The organism is Lichenicoccus roseus, from assembly GCF_005844085.1.
GTDB lineage: Bacteria > Pseudomonadota > Alphaproteobacteria > Acetobacterales > Acetobacteraceae > Lichenicoccus > Lichenicoccus roseus.
In genome coordinates this window covers 14,573-35,204 of the sequence record NZ_VCDI01000010.1, presented here as the reverse complement: position 1 = coordinate 35,204, position 20,632 = coordinate 14,573, and the positions used below count along the sequence as shown (strand labels likewise).

The following is a 20,632-nucleotide window of genomic DNA, read 5'->3' as shown; positions in this document are numbered from 1 at the left end:
TAACAGGTGAGGTTGCATCATGGCCAACGTGGTAACGGTAATGGGCGCGGCCCAGCAGCAGGTCCCGGTGACGGTCACCGGTAGCGTAGCCTTTGCTCTGGCGCAGCACTACCAGGACGCCGTCACCAAGCTCGCCGGCAGCCTGTTTGCGCAGAACCTGCGACCCGGCGTGGCTCCGGCCTCGGTGCCCGGCGGGCAGACCGGCGAGGGCGTCATCACCTCGACCGGTACTTATACCTTCCCCGGCGGCTACAGCTACGTGACCAGCAACGCGGTCGGCGGCGTGGTGATCGAAGGCCAGGCGGTCACCAATCCGATGAGCGTGCTGGCCGGCACCGGTGGCACCACGCTGATCGGCGGCTCCGGCGGCGGCCTCTTCATCGCCGGCGGCGGCACCAATGTCTTTGAGGGCCTGAGCACTGGTGGCGGCAACTACACGATCGCCATGAGCGACGGCAATGACAGCGTCTTCTCGAACAGCGGCAACGACGTGGTCTTCACGGCGCCCGGCCATAACCTTATCTTCACCGGCACCGGAAACGACACGATCTATTCCGGCGGCACCGACAGCATCATTTCCGGTACGGGCGACAATGCCGTCGTACTGGCCGGAACTGCCAGTACCCTGTTCGGCAGCACCGGCGGCCTGACGCTGGTCGATACCGGCACCGGCAACCTGCTTGCCGGGGGCACCGGCCCCAGCACGGTCTTCGGCGGCACCAGCGGACAATACTATCTCGACGGGCCAAGCATGGTGGTCGGCGGCGTCAGCGACACCATCAGCGCATCCGGCAACGCCACCGTTTTCGCCGGCACCAATACGGTGTTCGACGAGAACGGCAGCGCGACGCTCACATTCATCGCCACCCCCGGCAGCGCGTCGACCATCAATGGCGGCGGCACCGCCGCGATCTTCGGCGCCAGCAACGCCGTCGTCACCTATGACGGCACGACGGGGGGCGCCTTCCTGATCGCCGGCACCGGCAACGAGACGCTGGACGGCTCGCAGGCCTCCAACGTCCTGGTGATGTTCGGCAACGGCGCCGCAAGCCAGCTCGAAGGCGGCTTCGGCAACGACACGCTGGTCGCCGGCACCGGCAACAACACCCTCACCGGCGGCCAGGGCAACAACCTGTTCGTGTTCTCCGACGGCGCCGCCGGCGGCAGCAGCGTGATCAGCGACTTCGGCAGCTCGGCCGGCAACCTGCTGGGCCTGTACAACTACGGCGCGGCCCAGGCGAAGAGCGCGCTGGCGGCGGCGATCGATAACGGCAACGGCGGCTCGAGCATCACGCTGTCGGACAACACGGTCATCACCTTCAACAACCTGACCGCTGCCCAGCTGCAGACACACGCGAGCCAGATCTTCTCAGTCTAAGGCCCACCGGCCGGCCGGGCGGCGCGCCCGGCGGGTTGGATGCGCCGGCTGGTCAGACGTCGGGGCCAGCCTGTATGACCCTTGGCATGACAGATGTCGGGCAGCGTCAACCGGGTCGGGACGAGGATGTCCTGCTCGAGAGCTATCGAGACAGCGTGCGCTTGCAGCAGATGCGGATCGCGGCCCTGCAGGGCTCGCTCGACGAGCGCCGGGCCCGGGTAGTTGGCCTGGAGCGGTCGATGTCGTGGCGCCTGACCGCGCCGCTGCGGCTGGCCAGCGCGCTTTCCACCGGGCGTCTGCCGAACGGCATGCCGATCGCTGTCGCGGCGCGGCGCGTCCGGGAGATCCTGCGGCAGGACGGCGTTGCGGCGGTGCGGCGCCGGCTGGGTTCCCGTCGCGGCCAGGCCCGGCCCGGCGCCGGGGCAGAGCCGGTCCTGTATGCGGAGGCGGCGGTTCCCGCGATCATGCGACGCTCGGTGCTGATCGTGGCGGAGCTGAGCATTCCGCAATGCGCCAAGTACCGCGTCTGGCAGAAGCGCGAACATCTGCTGCGGCTGGGCTGGCCTTGCAGGGTCATCGATTGGCACCGGCTCGCCGACGCGCTCTCGGCGATGACCTGCGCCACCGAGGTGATCTTCTACCGAGTACCCGCCACCCTCGAGGCGCGGCTGCTGTTCGCGGAAGCCCGGCGCCTCGGCTTGCGACCCTACTGGGAAGTCGACGACCTCATCTTCGACGAGGCGCTCTACCGCCGCAACAGCAACCTCGCCGACCTCGAGCCCGCGTTGCGCGAGGAACTGCTCCGCGGCGTGCGGCTGTACCGGCGCGCGATGCTCGATTGCAACCGCGCCATCGCGTCGACGCCGGTACTGGCGCAGGCGATGCGCGATGCCGGCGTGGCGGAGGCGGGCTGCGTCGAGAATGCGCTCGACGAGGAAACGCTCGCCATCGCGCAGGGTCTGCGTGAGGCAAGGCTCGCAGGCCCGGCTCCTGCCTCCGGGACCGCCCCGGTGACGATCGTCTATGGATCCGGGACCCGGACGCACGATGCGGATTTCAGGCTGGTCGAGCCGGCGCTCCGCCGGTTGCTGGAGCGCCACCCGCAACTCCGGCTGCGCATCGTCGGCGAACTTACGCTGCCCGCCAGCCTGCGAGGTCACGCCGGCCGCATCGAGGAAATTCCCGGCACCGATTATCGCGCCTATCTCGCCCTGCTCGCCGAGGGCGACATCGCGCTGGCGCCACTCGAAGCCACCCTGTTCAACGATGCCAAGAGCAACATCAAGTTCCAGGAGGCTTCGATCCTCGGCATTCCCTGCGTCTGCTCACCGCGCGCGGCATTCGCCGAGGTGATCGAGCATGGCAGCAACGGCATGCTCGCGGATACCGACGCGCAGTGGGAGCAGGCGCTGGAGACGCTGATCCGCGATGCCGGGTTGCGCCGGCGCATGGGTGGCGTGGCGCTGGACGAAGTGCTGTCGCGTTACGCACCGGGTCCCATCGCCCGTACGCAGGTGCTGCCGCTTTTCGGCGAGCCGGACGCTGATCTGCCGGCCATCGGCAGCCGCCCGTTGCGCGTCCTGATGGCCAACGTGTTCCTGTGGCCGCGCAGCTTCGGCGGCGCCACCATCGTCGCGGAGGAGCTGGCGCGCCGCCTGCACGCGCGCGACGACGTCCAGGTATCGGTGTTCACATCGCACGGCTCGGACTCCGACCGCGGCGATGCGCTGCTGCGCTATGACTGGGACGGCATTCCGGTGTTCGCCACCGCCCTGCCGCCACCGGACGACCACGTGGCGAGTTTCGACAATCCGCGTGCGGTGGCACACTTCGGCGCGGTGCTGGATGCGGTTCGTCCCGATGTCGTGCATGCGCATTCCATCCAGGGTTTCGGCGCGACCATCCTCCGGCTGTGCCGGGAGCGCGGGATACCCTACGTCGTGTCGCTGCACGATGCCTGGTTCCTGTGCGACCGCCAGTTCATGGTGCGCGGCGACGGGCGCTATTGCTTCCAGACGCGGATCGACCTCAGGGTCTGCCAGGCCTGCGTTCCGCATGCGCGGCATCTCGAGCCGCGCCGCACCATCATGGAGCAGGTGCTGCGCGATGCCGCCCACCTGCTCAGCCCGAGCGCCTCGCATCGCGCCCTCTTTCTGGCGAATGGCATCCAGCCCGGCCGCATCAGCGTCAACCGCAACGGGCTGCATGCTCCGCTGCGGCCGCGACGGCGCCCCGCGGGCGGCCCGGTACGCTTCGGCTTCGTCGGCGGCAACGAGCGTATCAAGGGCTTCCATCTGGTGCGGCAGGCATTCGAGAGCCTGCGCGGCACCGACTGGGAACTGGTCCTGGTCGACAACACGCTCAACCTCGGTTTCAGTTCAATCGATGTTGCCGACTGGAAGGTGCATGGCCGCATCACCATCGTACCGGCCTACCGCCAGGATGGCCTGGACGACTTCTTCGACGGCATCGACGTCCTGCTGTTCCCGTCGCAATGGAAGGAGAGCTACGGGCTGACGGTACGGGAGGCGCTGGCCCGCGATGTCTGGGTGATCACGACTGCGCCCGGCGGCCAGTCCGAGGAGGTGATCGATGGCGTCAATGGCCGTCACATCCCGCTCGATGGCCAGCCACACCGGCTGATCGCCGCTATCGAGGAGATCCTCGTCGCTCCGGATCGCCTCGCCGGTCACATCAATCCCTTTCGCGATACCCTTGCCGACTACGCCACCCAGACCGGGGAGCTTCATGCGGTGCTGCTGCAGGCTGCCATTTCAGCGGTACGGCCATAGGGCACGCAGCGCCGCCGGCCGATCCCGGGTCAGCATCATGTAAAGCAGGTGCATCGCCAGGCTGGGGCGCTGGCCTGCCTCCTGCGGGACGATGCGTTCGCGTATCCAGTCCGGCCGGAAGATCGCGGAGCGCCCGACCATGGCCGGCCAGCGATGCAGCCAGGGGATTAGCATCGGGTTGTCGCGCAGAAGTTCCATCTTAATGAACGGAACGTCGCCTTCCCGGACAAACGACAGCCAGTCGAGATGCATCGGGTTGGTCGCGATCAGCTTGCGCAGGCCGCGCCGGTGATCCGGCTGGCAGGCGGCCCAGTCCAGGCCGGCGGCGCGGATCGCGGCACCCAGGCCCACCTCGCCGTGCAGGACGATCTCGCGCTTTGTCATGTCGCGATAAGGCAGGGCCATGACCCTCGCGATCGCCGGTGTGTTCCAGGCGGCCCGGGTAAAGCAGAGGAACCAGCTCTGCAGGTGCCAGGCGACCTCGTGCGATTCGACCATTCCCCAGACATCGGCGCCGATTTCCTGCATGCGGGAAAAAATCGGCGAGAGCGGCCGGAGCGGACCGAAGACGCTGTCGTTGGCCAGCACGACGAACTCCGCGTTGTTGATGCAGCCAAGGGACGCCAGATGCTGCCAGGCGCCGAAATCGAGACCGGCATTCTCGCGGCAATGGCCGGTCGCACCGATTGCTCCCAGTGCCGCTTGATCCTGGGAATGCATGGCTGCCATGCCTGACAGGGCGACATGCACCGCGAGCCCGCATCCGGCAAGTTGCCCGAGATAATGCAGGACCGCTCCGGACAGGCGACCGTCCGGCGCATGCATTGCGAACAGGCACACGGCTGAGGCCAAGGGTTTCAACTCCTGCCAGAACCTGCTGCGTGGAGCAGGATGAAAACTCGCCCGACCTGTTCGCCGCGATCGGCGTGCGTGTCGAATGTGCCGGGACCGCGATCGATCGGATCATGCTGGCACCGGACCTGTTGCCAATCCGCCGCGGCATTGCAGTGTATGTCTAGCTTTTTCCCTGCCGGCCGACTTACATCTGGCTTGCGGGAGCTTGCGGCTGTAAGACCCGCTTCCTGCGATGGGCGGCCCGTGTCATGCGACTCGCAAAGCTGCCTTTCCCATCGCCAGAAGGGGAGTTACCAGATTTCATGAGCAAGGCCTTCATTGCCGGCGTCCTGCAGGACTCCATCGATTGCACCGGTGTCGCGGCCAACCAGGCGGCCAGCGACCTGATCGCCGCGATCGTGCGTGAGCTGAAGAAGGAGGGTGGCTTCACGCTGCCGTCGTTCGGGACATTCACCGTGCGCAAGACCAAGGCCCGCAAGGCGCTGAACCCCCGCACCGGCGAGCCGGTCAAGGTGAAGGCCGGCAAGACCGTCCGCTTCAAGGCAAGTCCGAACCTGAAGAAGGCGATCTGACAACTCTCCAGGAAGGCGTCGTCGCGGACTGGCTGGGGCGGGAGGATTCGAACCTCCGCGTGGCGGAATCAAAATCCGCTGCCTTACCGCTTGGCTACGCCCCACCGGTCGATGCCGTCTGTCGCGTCCGGCGCGGCCCTAGATAGGGCCGCGCCATGCCGTTCGTAAACCCTGCACGCGGAAACGCGCTGTCAGAGCAGGGCCGGCGGTTCGTCGGTGTTGAAGCCGGCATCCGGTCCCGCTTCCATGCCGGCGCCCTCGTCCATTTCCGGCGCCCGGTCGCCGTGACCGAGCATGCGAGCCGCCCACCCGGCGCGGTCGAAGGCGCGGTCAAGCGCCGCCATCGTGCCTGCCAGGTCGGGACTGTCGTCGCGATCCCAGGCACGCACCGCCTGCAGCCAGATCCCGGTCAGGCCGCCGACGCTGATCGCACCGTTGAGGCCCTGCGTCTGCAGCCCGGCAGCCTGCGCCATCCATGCCATGCTGTCCCTTGTCTCGGCAGCGAGCATGAGGGCGAGCGCCGGGTCGTATGGCGCCGCGCGCAGCACCGCGCGGACCCCCTCGCGATATTGCTGCAGCACATCGAAGCGCCGCATCAGCATGTCGAACAGCCGCTCGCGTGCCGTGCCGTCCGAGCCATCGTCGATCAGCGCGGCCTGGTCTGCAAGCACGCCGAGCCGCAGCAGGATGCAGGCAGACGACCGGTAGCGCAGCCGGGCGCGGTCGAGCGGCAGTCCGGCTTCCCGCGCCGCCTCGACCACCGACACGCGACGCCAGCCATGCAGTTCCGCCTGCGCCATCGCGGCGCGGATCAGTGCGGTATCGAACTGCTCGTCTGTCACGAATGCATCCTCATGCTGGCCCCGGGCGAAAGCGACGCCTTGTTACAACGGTTAACGCGCGAGTGCCTGCGAACGCTGCGTGGCGGCCTCGATCGCCGCCCGGATCGAGGCCGGCCAGGCCACGTCCGCCATGAGGACGCCCAGTGCGCTCTCCGTGGTGCCGCCGGGGCTGGTGACGGCCCGGCGCAGCGAACCCGCGTCCTCGTCGGGGGAGGCGTCCAGCAAGGCTCCGGAACCGCTGACGGTCAGCCGGGCCAGAGTGCGGGCGAGCGGCGCCGGCAGGCCCTGCTCGATGGCCGCCGCCTCCAGCAACTCGGCGAGCAGGAAGACATAGGCCGGACCGCTGCCGGAAACCGCGGTGACGGCATCCAGCAGGGCCTCGTCATCCACCCAGGCGGTCGTTCCGGCGGCAGCCAGCAGCCGGTCACAGAGCTCGCGCTGCGCCAGCTGCACGCCGGGACCGGCACAGGCGACGGTCACGCCACGTCCGATCGCCGCCGGCGTATTCGGCATCGCCCGCACCACGGCGGTGTTCCCGAGCAGCGCGGCCAGGCCATCGATGGTGCGCCCTGCCATGATCGACAGCACCACCGCGTCGTTGGTGAAGGGCAGGATGGCGGGGAGGACGCGTTCCGCCATCTGCGGCTTCACGGCGAGCACGATGATCGCGGGTCTGAACCCGGCCGGAACCTGTCCGGCGTCGCCGACCTTGACGTGCGGCGGCGCGAGATCCGCCGGCGTGGGGTCGACTACCACCGAAGGCGATAATCCCTGCGCCTGCCAGCCGCGCCACAGGGCGCTCCCCATGCGGCCGCAGCCGACTAGCAGCACGGGCGGGATTGCCCCAGCCTCGGTCATTTCAGGCCCCGATCGCCGGCTACCGGCTCAGGCTTCGCCGGCGCATTCGAGCATGGCCGCCTCGAGCGCCTCGGTCGGCGACTTGCCACCCCAGAGCACGAACTGGAAGGCGGGATAGAATCTCTCGCACTCGGTAATGGCGATATCCACCATGTCCTCGAGGCTTTCGGCGGAAGCGCCGGGGGCGCCGCGCAGCAGCACCGAGTGCCGGAACAGCGGCATGCCGTCATCCGGATCCATGCCGAAATGACCGATCCAGAGCCGCTCGTTGGCCAGCGCCAGCAGTTCGAACAGGGCACGACGCTGGGCGGCAGGCACCTTCAGGTCGAAGGCGCAGGTGAAATGCATGGCGCTGATCTCGCGCGACCAGGAGAAGTACAGCCCGTAGTCACACCATTTGCCGGGTGCCTCCACGGCCATTTCGGTATCCGTACGGCGATCGAAGCTCCAGTCGTAGCCACCGACGATCTGTTCCATCAGGTCCAGCGGATTGGCGGCGGTGGGCTGGCTCTCGATTGTCAGAGCAGGCATGCGGGGCTCCCCAGTGTGGAGGAAGGCCCGGCGCGATCCGGGCCCCTACGTCTGCGTATCAGGCGTGAGGAAGCGACTCCGACGCTCGCGCCGCTACCGTGCCTGGGAGGATGACCCCCGGGTTCAGCCTATGGATGCCTCGCCCGCACTGCAAGCCGCATCAAGGCTCTACCGGTATTGGCAAGGCTTGGGCGCCGGCAAGTGGCAGTCCGGAATCCTCCAGGCCGTCGGCCGGCTCCAGCTAGGCCGGCGGCCCGCCGGGCGCGCCGAGGTTGGAATGCGGGTCGTGCGAGGCCGGGGGGACCTCGCTGCCGTCCTCGCCGGAGCCGTGCGGAGCCGGTGCCGGCTGGCCACCCTCGGGAGTCGCACGCACTGACTCGAGATGAGTGTCGAGCCGCGCCTCCAGCGCTGCGATTCGCAGATCGGCCGCCTCCTGGCCGGCGCGGGCCTGGGCCGCCAGTTCGCTGACAACCTCGAACTCCTCGCGCCGGACCAGGGAAAGCGAGGCGAGCGCCTCGTCGACCCGGGTGCGAACCAGGGCGCCAAGCTCCTCGCCGACGCCGGCGATGGCGGAAAAGGCGCCGCCGGCCACTCCCGCGAGATCGTCGAAGAATTTGCTGCGCTCGACCATGACACGGCTTCCCTGCCTTGAAGTCCTGCATATCGTGTCGACCGGCCGCGCTGCCAATCGCTCTCGCGCGGTTTTGCTGCGGCGGCGGCACCCTCTATAAGGTCGCGCCATGATCCTGATCACCGGCGGCGCCGGCTTCATCGGCTCCTGCCTGCAGGCTGCGCTGGCTGCGCGCGGTATACCGACCGTCGTGTCGGACTGGCTCGGCAACGGCGACAAGTGGCGCAACCTGGCACGGCATCCGCCCGAGCGGATCGTGCCGCCCGAGGCCCTGGGTGGCTTCCTCGCCGGCGCCGTGCAACTGCAGGCTGTCGTCCACCTGGGCGCCATCAGCGAGACCACCGCCCGCGACGGCGATCTCGCCTGGCAGACCAATGTCGAGCTGTCGCGCCGGCTCTGGGACTGGTGCACCGAGCGGCAGGTGCCGTTCCTGTATGCCTCGTCGGCTGCGACCTACGGTGCGGCGTCCGGGGCGGATGCCTTCGACGACGACCCGGCCCGGCTCGACCGGCTGCGCCCGCTGAACCTGTACGGCTTCACCAAGCACGCCTTCGACCTGCAGGTGATGGCCCGGCTGGCGCGCGGCGAGGCGCATCCGCCGCAATGGGCGGGGCTTAAGTTCTTCAACGTCTACGGCCCGAACGAGCTGCACAAGGGCAGCATGATCTCGGTCGTGAAGGTCAAGTACGACGAGGTCGCGGCAGGCGGCCCGGCCAGGCTGTTCCGCTCCGATCGGGACGGCCTCGACGATGGGGCGCAGAGCCGCGACTTCATCTGGGTCGGCGACATCGTGGACATCATGCTCTGGCTGCTGGAGCATCCCGGGGTCAGCGGCCTGTTCAACTGTGGCACCGGAGTGGCGCGCAGCTATCTGGATCTTGCCGCCGCGGTCTGCGCCGCCGCCGGGCAGCAGACCCGGATCGAATTCGTCGACATGCCGCAGGCCTTGCGCGGCCAGTACCAGTCCTTCACCCAGGCCGACATGGGCCGGCTGCGGGCGGCCGGCTACGATCGACAGTTCACCTCGCTGGAGGCCGGAGTCGCGCAGTACGTGCAGGATCACCTGCTGCGTGGCGACCCGTATCTCTGACTACCGCTTCACCAGACACCGACCGGATCCTGCGCGATGCTGCCTGTACTGATCTTTCCGCAGTTCGACCCGGTGCTGGTCCATCTCGGGCCGTTCGCCATACGGTGGTATGCACTCGCCTACATCGTCAGCCTGGTGATCGGCTGGCGGGTGATGCGGCGGCTGGCGGCGTGGGAGCCGGTGGCGGCGACCCCGCTGCAGGTCGACGACTTCCTGACCTGGGCAACGCTGGGCGTGGTGCTCGGCGGCCGGCTCGGCTACGTGCTGTTCTACCAGCCCAGCCTTTATTTCAGCCACCCGGCCTCGATGCTGGAGCTCTGGCACGGTGGAATGAGCTTCCATGGCGGCGCGCTCGGCGTGATCATCGCACTCCTGCTGTTCACCTGGCGGCAGCGCATCCCGCTGCTGCCGTTCGCCGACCGCCTCTGCACCGTGGTGCCGATCGGCCTCGGTTTCGGCCGCGTCGCCAACTTCATCAACGGCGAGCTGTGGGGCCGGCCGGCGCCCCCCTCGCTGCCCTGGGCGATGATCTTCCCGGATGTCGACAACATCCCCCGCCATCCTTCCGAGCTGTATGAGGCGCTGCTGGAGGGCGTGCTGCTGTTCGCCATCCTGCTGGCGCTGGCGAGCCGCCGCTCGGTGCGCATCCGGCCCGGCTTCCTGTCCGGCGCCTTCCTCGCCGGCTACGCGGTGGCGCGCATGACGGCGGAGCTGTTCCGGCAGCCGGATGCGTTCCTCGGCTTCCTGCCGTTCGGCGTGACCATGGGCCAGGTGCTGTCGGTGCCGATGCTGATCGCCGGGCTGGCGCTGATGCTGAATGCCCGCCTTCGGCCGGCGGTGACCGCTTGAGCGGAGCAGGCCTCGAACGGCTCGACCGCTTCATGGGCCGGGCCAACGCCGCATACTACGCAGGCCACGACCCGTTCGCCGACTTCACCACCGCGCCGGAGATCAGCCAGGCGTTCGGCGAGATCCTCGGCGCCTGGGCGGTCGTGGTCTGGCAGTCCATGGGCCGTCCGCAGCCGTTCATCCTGGCCGAGGCCGGTCCGGGTCGCGGCACCCTGATGGCCGATGCGCTGCGGCTTGCCACCCGCCTTGCGCCCGACTTCGCCGCCGCGCTGACGCTACACCTGGTCGAAACATCGCCAAGGCTGCGGGCGCTGCAGGCGGCCGCCATCGGACCGCACCTGCGGAGCGCTGCGCCGCGTTGGCACGACAGCGTCGAGGCGTTGCCGGACGGACCGCTCATCCTGCTCGCCAACGAGTTCCTGGACGCCCTGCCGATCCGGCAGTTCGTACGCGGCGGCACCGGCTGGAGCGAGCGTCACGTCGGTCCCGGCGGCTTCGAGCTGCTGGCGTGCGATGCGCCGCTCCTGCCCGCCGACCGCCTCGATCCGGTCCCGGAGGGTGGCGTGATCGAGCTGTGCGAGCCGGCGCTGGCGCTGGTCGGCGGGCTCTGCCGCAGGCTGTCACGGCAGGGTGGCGCCGCCCTCTTGCTGGATTACGGCCCCGGGGTTGCCGGACATGGCGACACGCTGCAGGCGCTGCGCGGCGGGGCGCCGGCCGATCCGCTGCAGGCGCCGGGCGAGGCCGACCTCACCGCCCATGTCGACTTCCCGGCGTTGCGCACGGTGGCCGGCGACGCGAAGGCGCATGGTCCGGTGCCGCAGGGACGCTTCCTGACCGCGCTCGGACTGTTCGCCCGCATCGAGCGGCTGGTCCGCGCGCAACCGCCGGGGCAGGGCGGCGCGCTGGTCGAGGCGGCGCACCGGCTGGTGGATCCGTCGCGCATGGGCAGCCTGTTCAAGGCGATCGCGTTCTGTCATCCGGCGCTGCCGGTGCCGCCGGGTTTCGAGGAGGTGTCGTCATGACCGTGGATGTCCGCCGCTCCGGCCTGCCGCCTTTCCTTGCCGGCCGTGAGCTCGACCGGGTCCGGCACGGCTTCTTCACCCGCGCCGGCGGCGTCTCGCAGGGGCCATACGAAAGCCTGAACTGCAGCATGAACTCGGGTGACACCCCGGCGGCGCTGGCCGAGAACCGCGCTCGCGTGGCGGCGGCCATGGGGATGCCCCCGGAGCGCCTTCTTGGCCTCACCCAGGTGCACGGCGCCGAGTGCGTGACTGTCGAGCAGCCGTGGCAGCCCGGCGCCGGGCCGCGCGCCGATGCGATGGCGACGGCCACCCCCGGCCTGGCGCTCGGCATCATCACCGCCGATTGCGCGCCGGTGCTTCTGGCGGACCGCGACCGCGGCGTGGTGGCCGCGGTGCATGCGGGCTGGCGCGGCGCCGCCGCCGGCGTGCTGGAGGCGACGGTGCAGGCGATGCTTCAGCTCGGCGCCCGCCGTGCGTCGATCGCGGCCTCGGTGGGACCGTGCATCGGCGTCGCCTCGTACGAGGTCGGCGAGGATCTCCATGAGGCTGTCCTGCAGGCCGGATTCGAGGCGGCGCGCTTCTTCTTGCCCGGTCGGCGCCCGGGTCACCTGCAGTTCGACCTGCCCGGCTACTGCGTGGCGCGGCTGCTTGTCAGTGGGATCGAGGCCGCCGGCTGGATCGGCTGCGACACCCTGCCGGATTCCGGACGCTTCTTCAGCCACCGGCGACGCACGCTCGCCGGCGGCGGCCCGATCGGCCACCAGATCTCGGTCATCGTGTCCGGAGCATCCGCATGAGGCCGATCGCGCGCGCGGCCACGATGGCCGGCCTGCTGCTGCTCGCCGCCTGCGGTGACCTGCCGCACCCGTTCGCCGGCGATCCGGGCGGCATCGGCCCGAGGCTTGCGACACCGCCGCCGTCCCGCCTGGCGGTGCCGACGCCCGGTGGGGCGCTGTTGCCTGCAGCCGACGCCACGGCGTTCGCCAAGGATGTCGCGCAGTCCCTGCTGGCGCAGGAGGTCCCGGCGGTGCAGCAGCCGGCGCGGCCCGGCGACTGGCGGCTGCAGATCGCGGCCAGCGTGCAGCCCGGCGGAGCGGGTGCGGTGGTGCCGAGCTACAGCGTGTTCGGGCCCGGCAACGATCTGCGTGGCACCGTGCAGGGCGCGCCGGTCGCGGAGAGCGCCTGGGCGGCGGGAGACCATCAGGCGCTGGCGGCGGCGGCCGGCGAGGCCGGGCCGAAGCTCGCCGACCTGCTGACCGGTATCCAGGCGGCGCAGATGCAATCGGATCCGCACAGCCTGATGAACCGGCCGGCGCGGGTGTATTTCCCCGGCGTGACCGGAGCGCCGGGCGACGGCGACATCTCGCTGGCGCGGCAGATGGCGGCTCTGCTGCCGGATGGCGGCAACGTCATCCAGAATACCGCCCGCGAGGCCGACTTCATCCTGCGCGGCACGGTAGGCGTGAAGCATCTCGACGCAAAGACCGACCATGTCGAGATCGTCTGGACGGTCACGTCCGCCGCGGGGGCGGAGGCTGGCAAGGTGGCGCAGCTGAACGACATCCCGGCGCACACGCTCGACACCTACTGGGGCGACATCGCCGTGGTGGTGGCGCGCGAGGCGGCGGGCGGGGTGCGCCAGGTGATCACGAACAATTCCGGCCGCACCCACAAACCGGTTCCGCCCCCGAAGGGAGCGGGCGGCCCGCAGGTGGCGCCGAAGGCGTAACCCGCCCCCTGATGCGTGACAGTTGTGGGACGGGTTGCTAGAAGGCGCGGCGTTCCGGAGCCGCCGAGATGAAGATCGTTGCCTGCAACAGCAACCGGCCGCTGGCGGAAGCGGTTGCCGCCTCGCTCAATCTTCCTCTCTGCCGTGCGCTGGTCAGGCGCTTCGCCGACATGGAGATCTTCGTCGAGATCCAGGAGAACGTCCGCGGCGAGGACGTCTTCGTGGTGCAGAGCACCTGCTACCCGACCAATGACAACCTGATGGAACTGCTGATCATGCTGGACGCGCTGCGGCGCGGATCGGCGCGGCGGATCACCGCGGTGATGCCGTATTTCGGCTATGCCAGGCAGGACCGGAAGTCCGGCCCGCGCACGCCGATCAGCGCCAAGCTGGTCGCCAACCTGATCGTCGAGGCCGGCGCCAACCGGGTGCTGACGCTGGACCTGCATGCCGGCCAGATCCAGGGCTTCTTCGACATCCCGGTCGACAACCTGTTCGCGGCCCCGCTGTTCACCCGCGACATACGCGAGCGCTATCCGACCCGCGACCTGATGATGGTGTCGCCGGATGTCGGCGGCGTGGTGCGGGCGCGGCAGCTGGCGAAGCGGCTCAACACCGACCTCGCCATCATCGACAAGCGCCGCGAGCGTGCTGGCGTTTCCGAGGTGATGAACGTCATCGGCGACGTGTCGAAGCGGCACTGCATCCTGGTCGACGACATCATCGATAGCGGCGGCTCGCTGTGCAACGCGGCGGCGGCGCTGATCGGATCCGGCGCCAGCTCGGTCAGCGCCTATGTCACCCACGGCGTGCTGACCGGCGGCGCCGTCGCCCGCGTCTCCGCCTCGCCGATCGAGATGATGACCATCACCGACAGCATCCTCGGGACGGAAGCCGTGCGGCTTTCCGCCAACGTGCGCCAGATCAGCATCGCGCAGCTGCTGGCCAATGCCATGCGGGCGATCTCCGACGAGAGCTCCGTCAGCTCCCTGTTCGACTAGGAAGACTTCAATCGATGGCGCTGCTCGAGCCCCGCAGATACTGGTACCTCCGGCACGGCGAGACCGACTGGAACGCGCGCGGCCTGTCGCAGGGCCGTTCCGACATACCGCTGAACGAGACCGGGCTGGCGCAGGGCGAGCGTGCCGGGCGCATCCTTGCCGAGCATGCCGACCGCTACGCCCGCATCGCGCGCATCGTGTCCTCGCCACTGCAGCGGGCGCTGCGCACCGCCGAGATCGCCGCGCGCGACATGGTGCAGACCGGCCATCCGGAGGTCACGCTGCGCGTCGATCCCGAGCTGCAGGAGGTCTGCTTCGGCGTCCAGGAAGGCCAGCCGATGGGGGAATGGTACGATAGCTGGATCGCCGGCGAGTACACCCCCGAGGGCGCCGAGCCGTTCGCCGACCTCAAGGCCCGCGCCGCCGCCGCGGTCAACCGCGCGACTGCAGGCGAGGGGGTTGTCATGATCGTGGCGCATGGCGCGCTGTTCCGGGCGCTGCGCGCGGCGATGAACCTGCCGGCCAACGTGCGGCTGCCCAACGCGGTGCCGCTCTGGCTCGAGCCGGGTGCGACGCCGGATGCTCCGTGGTCGCTGACGGATCTCAGCCAGGCCGCCTGAACCCCGCCGGGCAACAACCTTGCCCCTGTGGACGGATTTCGCTAAACCGCCGCACCGCGCCGGCACCCCTGGAGGCTGGCGCAGGCTATCCTCAGGAGAGTTTTGTGACGAATTTCACGACGATCGAAGCATCGGCGCGCGCGAAGGCTGGTAAGGGGGCAGCGCGTGCGACGAGGCGTGACGGTCTGGTCCCGGCCGTCATCTATGGAGCCAAGCAGGAAGCAAGCCTGATCGCGCTCGACCCCCGCACCGTGATGCGCGAGCTCATCAAGACCGGCTGGCGCTCGCGCCTCTACGAGATCCGGACGGAGGGCGCCGAGGCCGGCGCCGCCACGCGCGCGCTGATGCGCGAGGTGCAGCTGCACCCGGTCAGCGACCGCCCGATCCATGTCGACTTCCAGCGACTGGCTCCCGGCGAGAAGATCAAGGTGGCGGTGCAGGTGGTGTTCACCGGCGAGGAGACATCGGTCGGCCTGAAGCGCGGCGGCGTGCTCAACGTGGTCCGCCACACGGTCGAGGTGAACGTCGATCCGGACCACATCCCGGAGCGGTTCGAGGTCGACCTGTCCGAGCTCGACATCAACGACAACGTGCGCTGGTCCGACATCAAGAACGCCGGCGACGTCATCCCGGTGATCGCCGACCGTGACTTCGTGATCGCGACGGTGGCGGCGCCGACGGTGGTCGAGGAGCCCGAGGCCGATGCCGCCGCGGCGGCTCCGGTGGCGGTGCCCGCCAAGGGTGCGGCTCCGGCGAAGGGTGCGGCGCCGGCCAAGGGGGCAGCTCCGGCAAAGGGCGCGGCGCCTGCCAAGGGCGGCGTGGCTGCTGCGGCGAAGGCTCCGGCGAAGCCTGCCGCGAAGAAGTAGGCCGGCGATAGGGCAGGATCGGGCAGGACCCCGTGCTGCTCTGGGTCGGGCTCGGCAACCCCGAGCCCGACATGCTCCGCCAGCGCCACAATGTCGGCTTCATGGCGCTCGACCGGATTGCCAGCCGGCACGGCTTCTCGCCGTGGCGACGGCGCTTCAAGGGCGAGTTCGCGGAAGGCAGCATCGGCGGCGCCAGGATCCTGGCGCTCAAGCCGCTGACCTACATGAACGAGAGTGGCGCCTCGGTGCAGGCGGCGGCCTCGTTCTACAAGCTGGAGCCGGGCTCGATCACCGCCTTCCATGACGAGCTCGACCTGGTGCCGGGCAAACTGCGGGTGAAGCTCGGCGGCGGCGCTGCCGGGCATAACGGGCTGCGCAGCATGGACCGGATGCTGGGCAGCCAGGCCTATTGGCGGGTACGTCTCGGGATCGGTCATCCGGGCAGCAAGGAGCGTGTGCTGGGTCACGTGCTCGGCGACTTCGCGAAAGTCGACCAGGGCTGGCTGCAGCCGATGCTGGACGATCTGGCGGCCAATGCCGGGCTGCTGGCGGCGGGCGAGCCGGAGGCCTTCATGACCAGGATGGCGATGCAGGGCGCAAGCCCGGAGAGGAACGGCTGATGGGTTTCAATTGCGGCATCGTCGGGCTGCCGAACGTCGGCAAGTCCACCCTGTTCAATGCACTCACGGCGACCGCCGCGGCGCAGGCGGCGAACTACCCGTTCTGCACCATCGAGCCGAATGTCGGGCGGGTCGCGGTCCCCGACCCGCGCCTGGCCGCCCTCGCCGCGATCGCGAAGTCGCAGAAGATCGTGCCGACCAGCCTCGAATTCGTCGACATCGCCGGCCTGGTGCGCGGCGCCTCGCGCGGGGAGGGGCTGGGCAACCAGTTCCTGGCCAACATCCGCGAGGTGGACGCCATCGTCCACGTGCTGCGCTGCTTCGAGGATGACGACGTGACGCACGTCGAGGGTTCGATCGACCCGGTGCGCGACGCCGAGACGGTCGAGACCGAGCTGATGCTCGCCGACCTGGACAGCCTGGAGAAGCGCCTGCTGCCGGCGCAGAAGCGCGCGCGCACCGACCGCGAGGCGGCTGCGCAGGTGGTGCTGATGGAGCCGCTGCTGGCAGCGCTGCGCGAGGGACGGCCGGCGCGGACCGCAATTCCGGCGGGTCAGGAGGAAGCCGTCCGGCGGCTGCAGCTGATGACGTCGAAGCCGGTGCTCTACGTGTGCAACGTCGAGGAGGCATCCGCTGCCACCGGAAACCACTTCGCTGCCCAAGTCGCGGCGAAGGCGCAGGCGGAAGGGGCCGGGATCGTGATCGTCTCGGCGGCGATCGAGGCAGAGGTCAGCCAGCTGCCGGAGGCCGACCGGCGCGAGTTCCTGGAGGGGCTGGGATTGTCCGACAGCGGCCTGGACCGGGTGATCGCCGCCGGCTACCGGCTGCTCGGGCTGACCACCTATTTCACCTGCGGACCGAAGGAGACCCGGGCCTGGACCATCACCGTCGGCACCCGCGCGCCCCAGGCGGCGGCGGTGATCCATAACGATTTCGAGCGCGGCTTCATTGCCTGCGAGACGATCGCCTACGACGACTACATCCGATATCGCGGCGAGCATGGCTCCAAGGAAGCCGGCCGCATGCGCGTCGAAGGCCGCGAGTACCTGGTTCAGGATGGCGACGTGCTGCTATTCAGGTTCAACGTCTAGCCCGTCGTCCTCCAGGCCGACGCGGCAGGACCCGGCCTGGCCGCCCGGCTACCGATTTTCGTTGCATGGCCAGAGTGTTGCAGTTTCGCAATGAAGGCCATCCCGCCGCGAAGTGGCCATGTAATTTACCAAATCCCGCCGATTTTACGCTACAAGACGGACCCGAGGGCGATGGATGAGCCGTAACCGCCGATGGGTCTTGTAAGCGACCGGGAACGAGTTGGAACCACCACCCGCGCACGGTGGGTCGCGATCTGTTTCGCGTTGCTGATGGCCCTGTTCTCGTCGCAATCCGCGGCCGCCCAGCATCTCGGCTTCCGGCTGTACGACGAGGACAGCGGACTGTCGAACCTCGGCATCAATGCCCTTGCCCAGGATCAGGCCGGCTTCATCTATGCCGGCACCGAGAACGGACTGTTCCAGTACGATGGCAGCCGCTTCACCCAGCTTGGCCACGAGGTCGGACTGCCGGATGTCGGCACCGTCACCGACATCCAGGCGATGCCGGATGGCCGCATCTGGGTGCTGTTCGCGGACCGGCTCTACATGTCGCACGGCGGCAGGTTCGTGTCGGCGGGGCTGGACCTCTCGACCAGCGACGACATCTACCACCATCTGGCGGTGCTGGGCGACGACGTGCTGCTGGTCCGCAACGGCAAGCTGCTGCGGGCCAGGGGCAATGCGGACGACACCGTCACGGTGCAGCCGTTTCTGGCCACCCAGCCGGCAGGAGCCAGCCAGTCGGTGCTGCAGGCCGCCATCGCGGCCGGGTTCAAGTCGGTCTATGTCGACCAGGGCGCGGTCTGGCTGCAATGCGGCGTGACCGTCTGCCGGCTGCAGAACGGCGCCCTGACGCTGACCGGCGACCAGCTTGGCCTGCCGCCGGACCAGTGGACCGGTCTGCTGCGCGACCGCCAGGGGACCCTGTGGCTGCGCAGCCCGTTGCGTATCGCCAGCCTGCGCCCGGGCTCCAGCCGCTTCGAGATCACCGATGTCCCCGGCGGGGCAGGCCGATTCACGACCGATGCCGGCAGGTTGCAACTCGTGCAGGACTCCGCGCAGCGCGTGATCACCCAGAGCGCCACCGGCCTGCTGGTGCACGAGCATGGACGCTGGCTGATCTATGGCCACCACGAGGGCATGCTGTACGGCGCCCCGATCAGCATGCTCATCGACCGCGAGGGATCGCTGTGGGCGGGCAGTCACGGCCGCGGCCTGGCGCAGGCGCTCGGCTTCGGCATGTTCGAGAACTGGACCCGCGAGCAGGGCCTCGAGGACGACCTGGTCTGGAACATGGCGCGTGACGGTGCCGGCACGCTGTGGGTCGCCAACGACCTGTCGGTGGACGCGCTGAACGAGCGCACCCTGGTCGAGAAAGCAAGGAACCAGCAGCAGGCGATCGCCGCAGCGAGCCCGGACGCCGTCGCAGGCGTTCCTGCCACCTCCGCTCCGGCCACGGCCGCCGCCGTCCCACCCACCGGCCCGGTCCCGGAACAGCGCTACCCCGGCCGTGCCTATGCGCTCGCCCGGTCGGCACGCGGCAACCTGTTCGTGGGCTTCATCTCCGGCACCCTGCTGCGCCGGGATACCGCCACCGGCCGGAGCGAGGTCTATGCCAGGCTGCCGCAGATCCGCACCATGGCGATGGGCCCGGACGGCATGCTCTGGATCGGCACCGCGGAGGGCGTGCTGTCGATCCCGCAGCCCGACGTGCCGGGACCGCCGGTCTTCTCCCAGGCCGCCCATCCGGTCGGACGGGTATTCTCGCTGGTGTTCGACAGCGCCGGAACGCTGTGGACCCTGACCGACCAGGCGCTGCAGCATCGCGACGCGGACGGATCCTGGCACGTCGTCATGACGACGCAGTCGGACGGCGGCTACCAGGTCCGCTGCATGGCCTTCGGCCCCGACGGGTTGCTCTGGCTTGGCAGCTTCCTCACCGGCGTGACCCGCCTGCATCTCGCGGGCAACAGCGTCATCGGCACCGACACACTGCCGCGGCAGCACGTGGCCGGGCTTGATGTCGAACTGCTGGCCCGCGATGCCGCAGGACGGATCTGGATCGGCACCGATCACGGGCTCGACGTCACCGACGGTGTGCACTGGCGCCACATCGACACCGATGACGGGCTGGCCTCCAACGACATCGCCGAGATGGCGACGATGACCGATCGCGACGGCTCGCAATGGTTCGGCACCGCGGCCGGCCTGTCGCACCTCATCGACAGCAGGGACCTGTTCCGGCCGATGGTGCTGCATCCGGTGATCACGCAGGCGACCATCGGCAATCGCGTGGTCAGCCCGCCCGTGGCCATAAACCAGTCGGACACGGCACAGGCCATCCGGCTGAACTGGTCGCGCGCGCCGCTGGTGATCAACTTCTCGACGCTGGACTACCGCTATTCGCGCTCGCTCCGCTTCCGCTACCGGCTGGAAGGGGTCGATGCCGGCTGGGTCGAGACCAGCACGCACGAGGCCCGTTATCCGGACCTGCCACCTGGGGAGCTGACCTTCGAGATCGCCGCCGTCGATCCGCTGCATGGCCTGAGTTCCGAACCGGTAGCCCTGCATTTCCGGGTTCGCGCGCCATGGTGGCGGAGCTGGCCGTTCTACCTGTCGACGATGCTGCTTGCCCTGCTGACCCTGGCTGTGCTGTGGCGCCTGCGGGTCAGCTACCTGCTCGCCCGGCAGCGCCACCTGGAGGCGGTGGTCGCCGAGCGCACCCGCGAGATCGAGCAGGCGAGGCTGATCCTGTTCAACCAGGCGACCTATGACGGCCTCACCGGGCTGCTCAATCGCGTCGCCTGCCTGGAGCGGCTGCGGCAGGCGGTGACGCATGCGGCAACCACCGCCTCGCCGCTCGCCATCGCGCTGATCGACCTGGACCATTTTAAGCAGGTCAACGACCGCTACGGCCACCTGTCCGGCGATGCCGTGCTCAAGGAGATCGGACACCGCCTGGCGGTCGGCATACGCGAGACCGATTTCGCCGGCCGCTACGGCGGCGAGGAACTGCTGGTGGTGCTGCCCGGCCTGCGGGTGGGCGCCTTCGGCCGCGTGCAGGTCCTGCGCAAGGAGGTGTTCAAGGAGCCTTGCCCGATCGAGAACGGCGCCATCTCGCTCACCTGCAGCATCGGCATGACCTGGCTGCGCGAGGGAGACGACGTCACCTCGATGATCCGCCGGGCGGATGCCGCGCTGTACGAGGCAAAACATCGTGGCCGAGACCGCATGGTGTTCGATCCGCCATTGCTGGACTGGACCGCCTAGAAATCACCTACCGGC

At 69.2% G+C, this 20,632-nt stretch carries 20 protein-coding genes and 1 tRNA gene; 15 read left to right on the top strand and 6 right to left on the bottom strand.

The window, feature by feature from the left end:
• Window positions 1-19: 19 nt before the first annotated feature.
• Window positions 20-1,378, top strand: coding sequence for a calcium-binding protein (locus tag FE263_RS22265; protein WP_171034233.1), 1,359 nt, complete (start codon window positions 20-22; stop codon window positions 1,376-1,378).
• Window positions 1,379-1,464: 86 nt separating this feature from the next.
• Window positions 1,465-4,170, top strand: coding sequence for a glycosyltransferase (locus tag FE263_RS19730; RefSeq protein WP_171034232.1), 2,706 nt, complete (start codon window positions 1,465-1,467; stop codon window positions 4,168-4,170).
• On the opposite strand, the gene FE263_RS19725 is transcribed toward FE263_RS19730, so the two are convergent.
• Window positions 4,153-5,022 (bottom strand): rhamnan synthesis F family protein, encoded by an 870-nt coding sequence (locus FE263_RS19725; protein ID WP_138327761.1) that lies wholly within the window; start codon window positions 5,020-5,022, stop codon window positions 4,153-4,155. The genes FE263_RS19730 and FE263_RS19725 overlap by 18 nt on opposite strands.
• Window positions 5,023-5,051: 29 nt before the next feature.
• On the opposite strand from FE263_RS19725, the gene FE263_RS22260 reads away from it, so the two are divergent.
• Both FE263_RS22260 and FE263_RS19720 read left to right on the top strand, forming a co-directional pair.
• Window positions 5,052-5,189, top strand: coding sequence for a hypothetical protein (locus FE263_RS22260; RefSeq protein ID WP_171034231.1), 138 nt, complete (start codon window positions 5,052-5,054; stop codon window positions 5,187-5,189).
• A gap of 138 nt (window positions 5,190-5,327) precedes the next feature.
• Window positions 5,328-5,597, top strand: a complete 270-nt coding sequence (locus tag FE263_RS19720; protein ID WP_138327760.1) for an HU family DNA-binding protein — start codon at window positions 5,328-5,330, stop codon at window positions 5,595-5,597.
• 29 nt (window positions 5,598-5,626) lie between these two features.
• Here the strand turns inward: FE263_RS19720 and FE263_RS19715 are convergent.
• From FE263_RS19715 to FE263_RS19695, 5 genes are all read right to left on the bottom strand, one after another.
• Window positions 5,627-5,701 (bottom strand) — tRNA-Gln (locus FE263_RS19715).
• Window positions 5,702-5,788: 87 nt separating this feature from the next.
• Window positions 5,789-6,439: a TetR family transcriptional regulator gene (locus FE263_RS19710; RefSeq protein WP_138327759.1), complete on the bottom strand. Its 651-nt coding sequence runs from the start codon at window positions 6,437-6,439 to the stop codon at window positions 5,789-5,791.
• 51 nt (window positions 6,440-6,490) lie between these two features.
• The gene (gene proC, locus FE263_RS19705) at window positions 6,491-7,297 is read right to left on the bottom strand and encodes a pyrroline-5-carboxylate reductase (protein ID WP_138327758.1); all 807 of its coding nucleotides are present in this window, start codon (window positions 7,295-7,297) and stop codon (window positions 6,491-6,493) included.
• Between the two features lie 27 nt (window positions 7,298-7,324).
• A complete protein-coding gene (locus FE263_RS19700) occupies window positions 7,325-7,828 on the bottom strand; it encodes a type III secretion system chaperone family protein (protein ID WP_138327757.1) in 504 nt (167 codons plus the stop codon).
• A gap of 241 nt (window positions 7,829-8,069) precedes the next feature.
• Window positions 8,070-8,459, bottom strand: coding sequence for an accessory factor UbiK family protein (locus FE263_RS19695; RefSeq protein ID WP_138327756.1), 390 nt, complete (start codon window positions 8,457-8,459; stop codon window positions 8,070-8,072).
• Between the two features lie 109 nt (window positions 8,460-8,568).
• On the opposite strand from FE263_RS19695, the gene rfaD reads away from it, so the two are divergent.
• From rfaD to FE263_RS19640, 11 genes are all read left to right on the top strand, one after another.
• Window positions 8,569-9,549 (top strand): ADP-glyceromanno-heptose 6-epimerase, encoded by a 981-nt coding sequence (gene rfaD, locus FE263_RS19690; RefSeq protein WP_138327755.1) that lies wholly within the window; start codon window positions 8,569-8,571, stop codon window positions 9,547-9,549.
• Between the two features lie 36 nt (window positions 9,550-9,585).
• Window positions 9,586-10,398 carry a prolipoprotein diacylglyceryl transferase gene (lgt, locus tag FE263_RS19685; protein ID WP_138327754.1) on the top strand — a complete coding sequence of 271 codons (813 nt, stop codon included), beginning with the start codon at window positions 9,586-9,588 and terminating at the stop codon, window positions 10,396-10,398.
• Between the two features lie 32 nt (window positions 10,399-10,430).
• On the top strand, window positions 10,431-11,420 hold the full coding sequence (locus tag FE263_RS19680; RefSeq protein ID WP_171034249.1) for a class I SAM-dependent methyltransferase: 990 nt from the start codon (window positions 10,431-10,433) through the stop codon (window positions 11,418-11,420).
• Window positions 11,417-12,217 carry a peptidoglycan editing factor PgeF gene (gene pgeF, locus FE263_RS19675; protein WP_138327752.1) on the top strand — a complete coding sequence of 267 codons (801 nt, stop codon included), beginning with the start codon at window positions 11,417-11,419 and terminating at the stop codon, window positions 12,215-12,217. Before FE263_RS19680 ends, pgeF begins: the two co-directional genes overlap by 4 nt.
• Window positions 12,214-13,149: a hypothetical protein gene (locus FE263_RS19670; protein ID WP_138327751.1), complete on the top strand. Its 936-nt coding sequence runs from the start codon at window positions 12,214-12,216 to the stop codon at window positions 13,147-13,149. Before pgeF ends, FE263_RS19670 begins: the two co-directional genes overlap by 4 nt.
• 68 nt (window positions 13,150-13,217) lie before the next feature.
• Complete coding sequence (locus tag FE263_RS19665; RefSeq protein WP_138327750.1) at window positions 13,218-14,150, top strand: ribose-phosphate pyrophosphokinase; 933 nt, start codon at window positions 13,218-13,220, stop codon at window positions 14,148-14,150.
• Window positions 14,151-14,164: 14 nt separating this feature from the next.
• Window positions 14,165-14,770: a histidine phosphatase family protein gene (locus tag FE263_RS19660; RefSeq protein WP_138327749.1), complete on the top strand. Its 606-nt coding sequence runs from the start codon at window positions 14,165-14,167 to the stop codon at window positions 14,768-14,770.
• A 104-nt stretch (window positions 14,771-14,874) separates the two neighbouring features.
• A complete protein-coding gene (locus FE263_RS19655; protein WP_138327748.1) occupies window positions 14,875-15,636 on the top strand; it encodes a 50S ribosomal protein L25/general stress protein Ctc in 762 nt (253 codons plus the stop codon).
• A 32-nt stretch (window positions 15,637-15,668) separates the two neighbouring features.
• The gene (gene pth, locus FE263_RS19650; protein ID WP_138327747.1) at window positions 15,669-16,256 is read left to right on the top strand and encodes an aminoacyl-tRNA hydrolase; all 588 of its coding nucleotides are present in this window, start codon (window positions 15,669-15,671) and stop codon (window positions 16,254-16,256) included.
• Entirely contained in the window at window positions 16,256-17,347 is a 1,092-nt protein-coding gene (gene ychF, locus FE263_RS19645; RefSeq protein ID WP_138327746.1) for a redox-regulated ATPase YchF, read from the top strand. The genes pth and ychF overlap by 1 nt, the downstream gene beginning before the upstream one ends.
• 192 nt (window positions 17,348-17,539) lie before the next feature.
• Window positions 17,540-20,617: a ligand-binding sensor domain-containing diguanylate cyclase gene (locus FE263_RS19640; RefSeq protein ID WP_138327745.1), complete on the top strand. Its 3,078-nt coding sequence runs from the start codon at window positions 17,540-17,542 to the stop codon at window positions 20,615-20,617.
• The last annotated feature ends 15 nt before the right edge of the window (window positions 20,618-20,632 follow it).